12 protein-coding genes are annotated in these 12,381 nt (G+C 69.7%); 7 read left to right on the forward strand and 5 right to left on the reverse strand.

Annotated elements, in window-relative coordinates; all coding sequences use genetic code 11:
• Positions 1-34: 34 nt before the first annotated feature.
• The 3 genes from AB0B61_RS29150 to AB0B61_RS29160 are packed head-to-tail and all read right to left on the reverse strand — an operon-like array spanning position 35 to position 3,383.
• The gene (locus AB0B61_RS29150; RefSeq protein WP_358438245.1) at positions 35-1,312 is read right to left on the reverse strand and encodes a D-arabinono-1,4-lactone oxidase; all 1,278 of its coding nucleotides are present in this window, start codon (positions 1,310-1,312) and stop codon (positions 35-37) included.
• A 47-nt stretch (positions 1,313-1,359) separates the two neighbouring features.
• A complete protein-coding gene (locus AB0B61_RS29155) occupies positions 1,360-2,127 on the reverse strand; it encodes a polysaccharide deacetylase family protein (RefSeq protein WP_358438247.1) in 768 nt (255 codons plus the stop codon).
• A 53-nt stretch (positions 2,128-2,180) separates the two neighbouring features.
• A complete protein-coding gene (locus AB0B61_RS29160; protein WP_358438250.1) occupies positions 2,181-3,383 on the reverse strand; it encodes an MFS transporter in 1,203 nt (400 codons plus the stop codon).
• Positions 3,384-3,476: 93 nt separating this feature from the next.
• Between AB0B61_RS29160 and AB0B61_RS29165 the strand changes: the two genes are divergently transcribed.
• Positions 3,477-4,673 (forward strand): lytic transglycosylase domain-containing protein, encoded by a 1,197-nt coding sequence (locus AB0B61_RS29165; protein WP_358438253.1) that lies wholly within the window; start codon positions 3,477-3,479, stop codon positions 4,671-4,673.
• On the opposite strand, the gene AB0B61_RS29170 is transcribed toward AB0B61_RS29165, so the two are convergent.
• Entirely contained in the window at positions 4,664-5,611 is a 948-nt protein-coding gene (locus AB0B61_RS29170; RefSeq protein ID WP_358438256.1) for a ferrochelatase, read from the reverse strand. The two genes, AB0B61_RS29165 and AB0B61_RS29170, sit on opposite strands and share 10 nt — an antisense overlap.
• A gap of 92 nt (positions 5,612-5,703) precedes the next feature.
• On the opposite strand from AB0B61_RS29170, the gene AB0B61_RS29175 reads away from it, so the two are divergent.
• Together AB0B61_RS29175 and AB0B61_RS29180 are read left to right on the forward strand one after the other, a co-directional pair.
• Positions 5,704-7,680 (forward strand): S9 family peptidase, encoded by a 1,977-nt coding sequence (locus tag AB0B61_RS29175; RefSeq protein WP_358438259.1) that lies wholly within the window; start codon positions 5,704-5,706, stop codon positions 7,678-7,680.
• Complete coding sequence (locus AB0B61_RS29180) at positions 7,680-8,477, forward strand: inositol monophosphatase family protein (protein ID WP_358438482.1); 798 nt, start codon at positions 7,680-7,682, stop codon at positions 8,475-8,477. Before AB0B61_RS29175 ends, AB0B61_RS29180 begins: the two co-directional genes overlap by 1 nt.
• Positions 8,478-8,613: 136 nt before the next feature.
• Here AB0B61_RS29180 and AB0B61_RS29185 read toward each other — a convergent pair whose 3' ends face one another.
• Positions 8,614-8,778, reverse strand: a complete 165-nt coding sequence (locus tag AB0B61_RS29185; protein ID WP_214635883.1) for a hypothetical protein — start codon at positions 8,776-8,778, stop codon at positions 8,614-8,616.
• Between the two features lie 227 nt (positions 8,779-9,005).
• On the opposite strand from AB0B61_RS29185, the gene AB0B61_RS29190 reads away from it, so the two are divergent.
• From AB0B61_RS29190 to AB0B61_RS29205, 4 genes are all read left to right on the forward strand, one after another.
• Positions 9,006-9,659 carry a response regulator transcription factor gene (locus tag AB0B61_RS29190; RefSeq protein ID WP_225289202.1) on the forward strand — a complete coding sequence of 218 codons (654 nt, stop codon included), beginning with the start codon at positions 9,006-9,008 and terminating at the stop codon, positions 9,657-9,659.
• Positions 9,660-9,826: 167 nt separating this feature from the next.
• The gene (locus tag AB0B61_RS29195; RefSeq protein WP_358438262.1) at positions 9,827-10,975 is read left to right on the forward strand and encodes a HAMP domain-containing sensor histidine kinase; all 1,149 of its coding nucleotides are present in this window, start codon (positions 9,827-9,829) and stop codon (positions 10,973-10,975) included.
• Positions 10,976-11,261: 286 nt separating this feature from the next.
• On the forward strand, positions 11,262-11,561 hold the full coding sequence (locus AB0B61_RS29200) for a DUF4193 domain-containing protein (protein WP_020542847.1): 300 nt from the start codon (positions 11,262-11,264) through the stop codon (positions 11,559-11,561).
• Between the two features lie 18 nt (positions 11,562-11,579).
• Positions 11,580-12,377 (forward strand): hypothetical protein, encoded by a 798-nt coding sequence (locus AB0B61_RS29205; RefSeq protein WP_358438265.1) that lies wholly within the window; start codon positions 11,580-11,582, stop codon positions 12,375-12,377.
• Positions 12,378-12,381: the final 4 nt, after the last annotated feature.

Genomic DNA, 12,381 nt, shown 5'->3' on the forward strand with positions numbered 1-12,381 from the left:
AGGCGCAGTAATCAGCAGTAATCAGCAGTAATGCCTACCCCAGCACCGTCTCCAGGTAGGCGTTGCCGAACAGCCGTCCCGGATCCAGCCGATCCCGTAGCGCCACGAAGTCCGCGAACCGCGGGTAGACCGTCCCCAGATACGCCGCGTCCCGGGTGTGCAGCTTGCCCCAGTGCGGCCGCCCGCCCAGCCGCGTCATGATCTCCTCCACCCCGGCGAAGTACGCGGGATTGGGCGTGGGCCGATATATGTGGCAGGCGACATACGCCGACTGCCGGCCGTACGCCGTCGACAGCCACGCCGTGCTGGCCGGCGTCACCCGCACCTCCACCGGGAACGTGATCCGCCACCCCATCCGCTCCACCAGCGCCCGCGTCTCCCGCAGCGCCTGGCCGAGGTGCTCGCGCGGCACCGCGTACTCCATCTCCAGGAAGCGCACGTCCCGGCGCGAGGTGAAGATCTTGTACGACGCGTCCACGGCCTCGGAGTCGCCGAGCGCGGCGGCGCTGACACCGTTGATCCGCGGGATCAGCCCGGGGGAGCGGGCCCCCAGAGCGCAGGCGGCGCCGAACAGCGTGTTCTCCAGGAAGACGTTGTCCAGCCAGTGCTTGACCGCGCTGGGCGGCCGGGCCGGGCCCGGGTCGCGGTTGTTGGTCTTGACCAGGCACGCGTCGGTGTGCGGCAGCCAGAAGAAGTCGAGATGCTCGTTGTCCGCGGTCAGGGAGTCGAGCGAGTCGAGGATGCCGCTGAGCGTCATCCGGCGCCGCCGGTTGCGCAGCAGGAAGGCGGGTTCCACCCGGAACGTCACCGAGGTCAGCACCCCGAGCGCGCCCAGCCCCACCCGCGCGGCGTCGAACAGGTCCTCCCCGGGGGAGGCCGTCACCACCGAGCCGTCCGCGAGCACCAGCTCCAGCGCCTCGACCTGGTCGGCCAGGCCGCCGCTGTCGCGCCCAGTGCCGTGCGTGCCGGTCTGGATGGCCCCCGCGACCGTCTGGTCGGTGATGTCGCCCATGTTGGCCAGCGCCAGCCCGCGCGCGGCGAGCAGGGAGTTCAGCTCCCGCACCGGCGTGCCGGCGCGCACGGTGACGCGGTCGCCGGCGGCGGAGGTGACGCCGGTCAGCGCGGTGGGGCGGAGCATGACGCCGTCGGTGAGGGCCACTCCGGTGAAGGAGTGGCCCGTACCGATCATGCGCAGACGGCGGCCGGCGGCGGCGGCGTCCTTCACGGCGCGTACGACGTCCTCGGTCGAGGCCGGGGTACGCACCTCGGCGGGCGCGGCCGTCTGGTTGCGGGCCCAGTTCGTGAAGACCATGGCCGCCCTCTTGCTAGAGCATTGTTCGGATTAAACGTGAACGATACTCAGTTCTGCCAGCCCTCGGGAAGCGGGAAGGCGTCGCCGGGCTGCAGGTTCTGCGACTTGATGATGTCGGAGACCTTCACCAGCGTGTAGCCGCGGCTCTGCAGCAGTTGCACGAGCGACGGCATCACGTCGACGGTCTGCTTCACCCAGTCGTGCATGAGGATGATGCCGTCGCGCTTGGCCACGGCCAGCGTCTGCTTCTTGATCTCCGCGGAGTTCTTGGTCGCCCAGTCGCGCGAACCGGCGGTCCACAGGATCATCGGCATGCCGAACTCGGCCGCGACCTCCGAGGTCTGGAGGTCCAGCATGCCGTACGGGGGCCGCAGCAGCTTGGGCTCGACGCCCGCGGCCTTCTTGACGGCGTCCTGCGTCTTCTGGATCTCGCTCTTGACGGCGTCCGGCTCGATGGTGGTGAAGTTCTTGTGCGTGTAGCTGTGGTTGCCGAGCTCGTGGCCCTCCTTGGCCATGCGCTTGACGAAGGCGGGGCGGCTCTTCACGTACTGGCCTTCGAGGAAGAACGTCGCCTTGGCGTTGTACTTCTTCAGCGTGTCGAGGAGCGTTCCCGCGTACTTGCCCGGCCCGTCGTCGAAGGTCAGGGCGAGGCACTTGACCTGCTCGTCAGCGCAGTCCACTGCCTTCGCCTTGGCCTGGGCGACGGCGGCCGACTTGGCCGGGGCGGGCTGACGGGGGGTGGCGGACGCGGTCGCCGGTGTCAGAGTGACAGCAACAGCCGCGATGGCCAGAAGTGAAGTGATTTGTCGGGACATGCGAAAGCTTTCGTTTGTGAAGGGTGTTGCGAGGGTTGTTCGACCGTAGCGGATCAGTTCCCGGCCGGTGAAGGTGCCTCGGGAAGTCTCAGCAAACCCGAACCTCCGACGCCCACGACGGCCGCGACCGCCGCCGCGGCGAGCGTGAAGCCGTACGCGTTGGACGCCCCGAACGCCTCCGTGAGCCGTCCCCCGGCCCACGCCCCGATCGCCACCCCGAACCCGATCGACGTGGAGATCCACGCCAGCCCCTCGGTGAGCACCGAGGGCGGCACGAGCCGCTCGGTGAGGGAGAAGCCGGTGATGAGCGTCGGCGAGATCGCCAGCCCGGCCAGGAAGAGGCCGAAGGCCATGATCCGCGCGTCGCCGATGAACATGATCGGCAGCAGTCCCACCACGAGCACCCCGAGCGCCCGTACGAACCGGTGGCGCAGCGAGACCCGCCAGTGCCGCGACCCGAACCAGAGCCCCGACACCATCGACCCGCCCGCGATGGCGGCCAGCAGGAACCCGGCGGCGCCCTTGACCCCGTGCTCCTCGGCGAAGGCCACCGTGATCAGGTCGACCGACCCGAACACCGCCCCCAGCGCCAGATAGACGCAGGACAGCAGGGCGATCCCCGGAATCAGGATGGCCATCCCGGCGCTGGACTCGCCCGGCCGTGTCGGTGGCTGGGTGCGCCGCTGCGCCGCGAGCGCGAGGGATCCGCCGAGCATGCAGACCAGCGCCACCAGCAGTCCCATGTACGGGTTGACCGCGGTGGCCAGCACGGTGACCAGCGCCGGTCCGGCGACGAAGATCATTTCGTCGGCGACGGACTCGAACGCGAAGGCCGTGTGCAGCTTGGCCGAACCGCCGTGCAGGTGCGACCAGCGCGCGCGGACCATCCCGCCCAGGGACAGGGAGGTCGCGCCGACCGCCAGCCCGGCGGCGTACAACGTCCACTCGGGCAGCCCGAAGCCCGCCGACAGCATCAGCGCGGCCAGCGAGAGCGCGTTCACGATCGAGAAGGGCACGATCACCCGGGCCTGCCCGAACCTGTCGACCAGCCGAGCGGTCAAAGGCGCGGCCACCGCGAAGGAGACGTTGGTGGTGGCGGCGACGGCGCCCGCGGTCGCGTACGACTCGGTGAGGCCGGAGATCAGCAGCACGATGCCGATGCCGAGCATGGACATCGGCATCCGGCCGACGAAGCCGGCCAGCACGAATCCCTTGATGCCGGGCCCCTTGAACAAACCCCGATAAGGCCCGACCACGTCCGTTCCTCTCCCTTGATGCGCCCCAACATTTACGCGTGCGCTGACCGGACAGCAAGTGATTTTTCCGGCAACTCGGCTAACGTGTGCCGGGTGTCCGGTCTTCCCTCGTTCCGCGCCGTCCTGATCGTGATCGCTTCGGTCATCGCCGTCACGGTCGTGGCCGTGGGAGTGGCGCTGTCCACGCGGGACGACCTGTTCGCGAGTACGGCCGACCAGCAGCCGGTACGGAAGGCCCAGAAACCAGCCCAGAAGACGCAGCCGCAGACCGCCGGTCTCGACAAGATCGTGCCCACGGCCGAGCCGGTGAAGGACTTCGGCAAGGGCGGCCCCAGCGTCACCCCCACCCCGCCCCGCGTACTCGCGATCGCCCGCGCCGAGGTGCCCAAGACCACCCGGTTCGCCCTGGCGAAGCTCAAGCACGTGCAGAAGGTCGCCGTCGTCGACGCGGGCTCGGTCCGGGTGTCCGGCACCGGGCTGAACCTGCTCGCCGTCGACCCGGCCGACTTCCGCTCCTGGACGCCCAAGGCCGTCGCCGACCAGCCGGCCGTCTGGAGCGCGCTGTCCAGGGGCGAACTGGTCGCCGACAGCTCGGCCGTACGCAGGCTCGGCATGATCCTGGGCGCCGAGTACCAGGTGGACGGCGGCCCCCGCCTGCGCGTCGCGGCCTCGGCCACGCTCGGCCTGTCGGGGATCGACGGCCTGGTGGGCGCCGACATGGGCAAGGCACTCGGCCTGGCGCCGGGCGTCGCGGTCCTGCTGCACGGCAAGCCCGGCATCAGCGAGCCGGGCGTACGCAAGCTGCTCGGCAAGGGCGCCCAGGTCGTGACGCTGGGCGCCCGCCCCAAGGCCCAGCCGACGCAGCCGGCCCAGCAGAGGGCCAAGCCGCAGCAGCAGGTCAACGTCGGACGGCCCAGCAGCTACCTCGACCTCTACAAAGCCTCGGCCACCCACTGCCCCGGCCTGTCATGGACCGTGCTGGCGGCGATCGGGCAGGTGGAGAGCGGGCACGGCCGCAACAACGGCCCGTCGAGCGCGGGCGCGCTCGGGCCGATGCAGTTCATGCCCGCCACCTGGAAGCACTACGGCGTGGACGGCGACGGCGACGGCAAGTCCGACATCTGGAGCCCGTACGACGCGGTGCCCGCGGCGGCCAAGTACCTCTGCGCGAACGGCGCCGGCCAGGGCGGCCAGAAGCTGCGCAAGTCGATCTGGTTCTACAACCACTCGTGGGACTACGTGAACAAGGTGATGGGCATCGCCGAGGCGTACGCCCGCGCCTACACCTGACGCCGCCGGGGCGGTGGGCAGCAGGTGAGCGCGCAGGGCTGCGGCTCGGGCTCCTCCATCAGCTCGCGGATCATCCGGACGAAGGCCGGGTGGGTGCCCGCCGTCGCGGCCCGCTCCATGGGCAGGCCCAGCTCGGTGGCCACCTGCCTGGCCTCGGTGTCGAGGTCGTAGACGACCTCCATGTGGTCCGAGACGAACCCGATCGGCACGAGCACGACCGACCGGGCGTCGGTCTTGCGCAGATGGTCGCAGACGTCGGGCTCCAGCCACGGCACCTCGGGCGGCCCGCTGCGCGACTGCCACACCAGATCCCACGGCTGGGTGCGGCCCAGCGCCTCGTTCACCAGCTCGGCGCTCCTGCGCAGTTGCGCCTCGTAGAGGCCGCCGTAGGGCCCGGCGGTGCGCGCCATCGAGACCGGCACGCTGTGCGCGGTGAACACCAGCCGGGCGTCGTCGCGGCCGAGCCGGTCGAGCGCCTGCCCGACATGATCGGCCATCGCGGCGACGAACCCCGGATGGTCCCCGAAGTGCCGCATCTTGACCAGCTCGGGGCCGCCCTTGACGGAGATCCTGGCGATGTCCTCGTAGTACTGGCGGCAGCTGGAGTAGCCGGCGAACGCCGAGGTGGCGAACACCGCCGCCTTGCGGATCCCGTCGGCCGTCATCCGCTGGACGGTCTCCTCGCCGAACGGCTCCCAGTTGCGGTTGCCCCAGTAGACGGGCACATCGACCACGGGACGCAGCGCCTCGATGAGCGCGCGGTTCTGGCCGTTGATCGGGCTGACCCCGCCGAAACCCTGGTAGTGCTCGGCCACCTCCAGCAGCCGCTCCTGCGGCACACCCCGGCCACGCACCACGTTCTCCAGAAACGGCAACACGTCCTCAGGCCCCTCGGGCCCACCGAACGACAGCACCAGCAGAGCGTCGTAGTTCCCCACGTGCCCCACCTTATTCCCGCGAGAGACCGGCTCCGCCTGGAGCCCGCGGGTCTCTACGGAGCTAGGCAAATCAACAGGGTAGGTTCGGTTGAGTGAGCGCATTCGACGATATTCGTGACTATGTTGCCATCCCCCGGGTTCTCTCGCTGAAGCTCTCGCCCGACGGCTCCCGGCTGATCTCCGCGGTCCAGTCCCTCAACCCCGACGGCAAGTCGTACGGCACCGCGCTCTGGGCCATTCCGATCGACGGCGAGCCGTACCGGCTGACCCGCTCGGCCAAGGGTGAGAGCGCGGCGGAGTTCACCGACGCGGGCGACGTGCTGTTCACCTCGGCCCGTCCCGACCCGACCGTCAAGGACGCCACCGACGAGGTGCCCTCGCTGTGGCTGCTGCCCCGCTCGGGCGGCGAGGCCCGGCAGGTGGCCGCCCGTCCCGGCGGCGTCGGCGCCTTCCGTACGGCCGGTGACGTGGTGGTGTTCGCCGCCGACGTGCTCACCGGTGAGGAGGCGGCCGAGGAGGAGCGCCGCAAGGCGCGCAAGGACGCCGGCATCAGCGCGATCCTGCACGAGAGCTACCCGGTCCGCTACTGGGACCACGACCTCGGCCCCGGCCACACCCGGCTGTTCGCCGCGAGGCTCGGCGCGGACCGGCTGGAGGACGTACGCGACCTGACCCCCGACCCGGGCGAGGCGCTGCGCGACGTCACCTTCGCGCTCACGCCCGACGGCGCCACCGTGATCGCGACCTGGCGTACCATCCTCCCGGACGCCGAGCAGCGGGTGGACCTGGTCGCCATCGACGTGGCCACCGGTGAGCGGCGCACGCTGTTCACCGAGGAGGGCCACGACTTCTACGGCCCGATCGCGGTCTCGCCCGACGGCACCCGCGTCGCCTGCGCGCGCGAGCGCCTGGCCGACCTCGACGTCTCCGTCCGTATCGACCTGTGGATCGGCGACCTGGCCACCGGCGCGGGGCGTACCTATGCGCCCGGCCTGTTCCCGGCGGACGTCGATTGGGCGCCCGACTCGTCGGCCGTCTACCTCGCGGCCGACCACCAGGGCCGCCGCCCGATCTTCCGCGTCCCGCTGGACGGGGAGGTCGCCCGGCTGACCCAGGACGACGCCGCCTACCTCGGGCTCAACGCCTCGGCGGACGGCCGGTTCGTCTACGCGCTGCACAGCGGCGTCGGCCGCACCCATGGCCCGGCCAGGATCGACACCGCCACCGGCGAGATCACCGACCTGCCCTCGCCCGCCTCGCGCCCCGAGCTGCCCGGCACGCTGACCGAGGTCTCCGCGACGGCCGACGACGGCACCACGATCCGCGGCTGGCTCACGCTGCCCGAGGGCGCCTCGGCCGACGACCCGGCGCCGATCCTGCTCTGGATCCACGGCGGTCCCGTCGCCTCGTGGAACGACTGGCAGTGGCGCTGGAACCCCTGGATCATGGTCCAGCACGGCTACGCCGTCCTGCTGCCCGACCCGTGCCTGTCCACCGGCTACGGCCAGGAGATGATCGACCGCGGGTGGGGCAACTGGGGCCCGCGTACGCTCGCCGATCTCGACGCGATCGTGGACGTGGTCGTGGCCAGGGACGACATCGACGGCGAGCGGATCGGCGCGATGGGCGGCTCCTACGGCGGCTACATGGCCAACTGGATCGCCGGTCACAGCGACCGCTACAAGGCCATCGTCACCCACGCCGCCCTGTGGAACCTCGACCAGTTCGCCGGCACCACCGACGCGGCCCAGTACTGGCAGCGCGAGATGGGCGAGCCCGGCTCCGAGCGCTACGCCAAGCTCTCCCCGCACCACGCGCTCGACAGCATCACCACGCCGATGCTCGTCATCCACGGCGACAAGGACTACCGGGTGCCGATCGGGGAGGCGCTGCGCCTGTGGTGGGACCTGCAGCGCCGCAACGTCGAGTCGAAGTTCCTGTACTTCCCCGACGAGAACCACTGGATACTCAAACCCGGCAACGCCGTCGCCTGGTACGAGACCGTATTGGCCTTTCTCGGCCAGCACGTCCTCGGTCAGGAGTGGAAGCGCCCGGACTCGGTGGCATGATGACCGATCCGCAGACCCTGCTCGAACTGGCCGAGGACATCGCGCGCGAGGCGGGCGACATGCTGCTCGCCAAGCGGCCCACGATGTCGGAGGTCGTCGAGACCAAGTCCAGCCCCACCGACGTGGTCACCGCCCTGGACACGGCGTCGGAGCGGCTCATCCGCGCCCGCGTCCTGGAGGCCAGGCCCGGCGACAGCGTCCTGGGGGAGGAGGGCGGCGAGGCCGCCGGTGACTCCGGCGTGCGCTGGATCGTCGACCCCATCGACGGCACGGTCAACTTCCTGTACGGCCTGCCTGAGTGGGCGGTGTCGATCGCCGTCGAGGTGGGTGGCGAGATCGTCGCGGGCGTGGTGAACGTGGTGCCGCGCGGCGAGGTGTTCACCGCGGTGCGCGGCCGGGGCGCCTGGCTCGGCGGCGAGCGGCTGCGCTGCAACACCGGTGTGCCGCTGTCGCAGGCGCTGGTCGCGACCGGCTTCGGCTACCTGCGCGAACGCCGGGCCGTGCAGGCTCAGGTGCTGGCGTCGGTGCTGCCGCGGGTACGCGACATCAGGCGTGGCGGCTCATGTGCCGTCGATCTCTGCTCGGTGGCCTCGGGCCGGGTGGACGCCTACTACGAGCGGGGCACCAACTACTGGGACTTCGCCGCGGCCGGGCTGGTCGCCACCGAGGCGGGGGCCAGGCTCGGCGGGCTGAACGGCAGGCCGCACAGCAACGACTTCGTGCTCTGCGCGGCGCCGGGGCTGTTCGACGAGTTGCACGACCTGCTCGTACCGCTGGATCCCGAACGCGACGCCTGACGGCCCGTGGATCCCCGAACGCGACGCCTGACGGCGCGTGGATCCCCAGCGCGACGCCTGACGCTGTGATGTGACGGCGCGAAACGGCCGGAGCCCTTGTTCAGGGCCCCGGCCGTTTCGTCACACGATGCGCCGATCAATGAGGCAACGGGACGCCGTTGTCATCCGCCAGGCGGCGCAGGTCCTCGATCTCGGCGGTGAGGGTGTCGGCGAGGTAGTCGTCGCCGGCGCACCGGGCCTCCCGAAGGCCCTTGTAAGCCTGGTCGAGGCGGCTTTCGATCGTGGTCGTGAACTCGCCCATCTCACCTACTCTCTTCAGGGGTTGCGGAGCGAAGAGCGCCCACCGCTCGTGGGGAAGCCAAAAGAGGCACACGGCGATGGGTGTCCAGCAGGCATACCCCGGCCCATCGCGTACCGAAACATGAATTTGGCTGTGCCTTGCGGCACACATGCTCTGACATGCCTTACCGTGCGCTTATCGCAGATGTGGGCAGAATGAAGCAGCGGATCCGGAGAGAGGTGCCAGTCGTGCGAGTGCTGGTTGTAGAGGACGAGCGGGTGCTCGCTGACGCGATCGCGACCGGTCTGCGGCGCGAGGCCATGGCGGTGGATGTGGCCTATGACGGGGGCGGCGCGCTGGAGCGCACCTCCTACATCGACTACGACGTGATCGTCCTGGACCGCGACCTGCCGGTCGTGCACGGTGACGAGGTCTGCCGCCGTCTGGTGGAGCAGCGTACGTCCTCGCGCATCCTGATGCTGACCGCGTCCGGTGACGTCGACGACAAGGTGGAGGGGCTCGGCCTGGGGGCCGACGACTACCTGGCCAAGCCGTTCGTCTTCGTCGAGCTGGTCGCCCGGGTGCGGGCGCTCGGCCGCCGGTCGGCGCCGGCCCTGCCGCCCGTCCTGGAGCGGGGCGGGATCCGGCTGGACCCGGGCAAGCGGCTGGTCGAGCGCGAGGGCAAGGAGGTCATCCTCACCAAGAAGGAGTTCGCGGTCCTGGAAGAGCTGATGCGGGCGGAGGGCGCCGTCGTCAGCCAGGAGGATCTGCTGGACAAGGCGTGGGACGAGAACATCGACCCGTTCACCAACGTGGTGCGGGTGACGATGATGACGCTGCGCAAGAAGCTTGGGGATCCGCAGGTGATCGAGACGGTGCCCGGAGTGGGATACAAATTGTGACTGAACGGCCGGAGCGCGAGGCGACGCCGACGCACCCGATGATCAGCCCCCATTCCGAGCGGGCCGTGTCGCGGAGCAAGCAGCTGCCGCCGGTCCCGCCGCCGAGCGGGCCGCCCGTCTGGGACGGCCCGCCGCCACCGTCGTACGTCCGGCCGCAACGGACCACGATGGAGCGGGTCAAGGAGCTGCCGGGCAAGCTGAGTATCCGATGGAGACTCACCATCGCTTATGGCGCGCTGTTCTTCGTGGCCGCGGGGGTACTGCTCGTCTCGATGTACGTCATCGTCGGCACAGCGATCAACAGCGTGTGGCCGCCGCTCGACACCGGCGACATCGACGCCATCGACGCGGCCATCATCCACGCGCGGTGGTACAACGCCAAGGACCAGACCGTCGCCAACGCCCGCGACGCGCTGCTGCAGAGCTCCTACCTGGCACTGGCCGGCGTCGGCATCCTCGCGGTGATGCTCGGCTACTTCGTCGCCGACCGGGCGATGCGGCCCGTGAGCCAGATGACGGCCACGGCCAAGAAGCTCTCCGAGAGCACCCTGGCCCATCAGCGCATCGACCTGGTGGGCCCGGACGACGAGTTGAAGGAGCTGGGCGACACCTTCGACGCCATGCTCACCCGGCTCAATCTCGCATTCGACACCCAGCGCAGGTTCGTCGCCAATGCCTCGCACGAGTTGCGGACCCCGCTGACCATCAACAGGACGGTCCTGGAGATCGCGCTGTCCGATCCCGAGGCGTCCCAAGACCTCAAGGCGCTCGGCCGTACGCTGCTCGAAGTCAACGCGCGCAACGAGAAGCTCATCGAAGGCCTGCTGCTGCTCGCCAGGAGCGAACGCGAGCTGGCGGTACGCAAGCCGCTGGACGTCAAGGACGTCGCCCAGACGGCCGTTGAGCAGGTGACCCCATTCGCCGAAGATAACGGCGTAACCATCACCACCGAACTGGTCAGCGCGCCTACCATAGGCGATCCGGTGCTCTTGGAGCGGTCCGTCAGCAACCTGCTCGAGAACGCCGTCAAGTACAACATTCCGGAAAACGGAAAAGTATGGATCCGAACGGGAATGGTAGACGGTGCACTGGTTGTTCAGGTGGCCAACACAGGGCAGCATGTCCCTGCGTACGAGGTGAACAGCCTGTTCGAGCCCTTCCGGAGGCTCCACGCGGATCGCGTGGAATCGGCGAAGGGATCTGGGCTGGGGCTGTCCATCGTTCGTGCTGTTGTGCAGGCTCACGGCGGAAATGTGACCGCCGTGCCGCGGGAAGGCGGAGGACTTGTGGTGACCATTCGGCTGCCGAGCCGCTGATCCGGCGTGTTGCACCACGGCGGGCGTCTCGTTCTCGCCGCACATGTGGTTGGATGTGCCGTCGAACACGGTGGGGCATGCCGCCAAGGCTGTGGGTTTCGCCATATTTGGCTAACCATTGCCGACGGCAGCGAGCCCTGACGTGTTGGGAGGTTCATGGTTCCTTCCTGCTGGGTACCGATGCAAAAATTCCCCCGGCAGAACGGGCACAAGATGAGGCTCCTGGACGTTAGAAGACGCGCGATGAGCGCGAAGACGTATAGATGAGGGGGATGGAGCAAGCACGATGGCTACCGATTACGACAGCCCGCGCAAGACGGACGACGACCTGGGGGAAGACAGCCTCCAGGAGCTCCAGGCGCGGCGCACCGACAAGTCGTCGGGCAGTATCGACATCGATGAGACCGATCTGGCCGAGTCGCTCGAACTACCCGGTGCCGACCTGTCGAACGAAGAGCTCAGCCTGCGCGTGATCCCGCGCCAGGCGGACGAGTTCACCTGCTCGCGTTGCTTCCTCGTGCACCACCGCAGCCAGCTGGCCTCCGAGAAGAACGGCCAGCAGGTGTGCCGGGAGTGCGCCGCCTGACGAAGGAGGAGGCTCCGCGTGGCCGCACCTGAGAAGGACAGGCAACCAGACGACGAGATCGCCGACCCCGATCAAGAGGTCGGCGAGCTCGTAGGCAGGCTCACCGATTCCGGTGAGCTGGAGCCGGCCGAGCGGCGACGGCTGCTCGGCCGTCTAGCCCGCGCTCTGGCCTCTGGCGCGCGCAAGACGCGTGAGACCGGAGTCGGGCGTGGACGCTGGCTGGCGGATGTGTTCATGAACATCGCGCCCCGCATCCCCATCAGAGACCTGCACACGCTCTCCGAGCACCACCACGGCCTGACTGGCGAGCAACTCGCCGACGACCTGGTGCGCACCGCCCAGAAGGCGACCATGACGGTCGGCGCCATCGGCGGAGCGCTCGCCGCGGCCGAGTTCGCGGCTCCACCCCTCCTTCTCTCCGCTCCGGCCCAGCTCGTGGCCGAGACCATCGTGGTGGCCGCCATCGAGGTCAAGCTGCTGGCCGAGCTGCACGAGGTCTACGGCGTACGCGTCTCGGGCACCGGCACCCAGCGCGCGGCCGTCTTCGCCGCGGCCTGGGCCAAGCAGCGCGGCGTCGACCCCCTCGCGCCCGCCTCCGTCACCCTCGCGCTCGGCGCGGCCACGAAGACCGCCCTGCGCAACCGCCTCATGCGTACCCTCGGGCGCCACCTGACCACACTGGGCCCGTTCCTCACCGGCGCCGTCGCCGGCGGCGCGCTCAACCGGATGGCGACCAAGAAGCTGGGTGGGGCCATCCGCGACGACCTGCGCGGCAAGCTGCCGCCCGGCAACCGCTCGCCGGAGATCCAGCCTTAGGACG

Origin of the sequence: Nonomuraea sp. NPDC049158 (genome assembly GCF_040648335.1) — a bacterium.
Taxonomy (GTDB): Bacteria; Actinomycetota; Actinomycetes; order Streptosporangiales; family Streptosporangiaceae; genus Nonomuraea.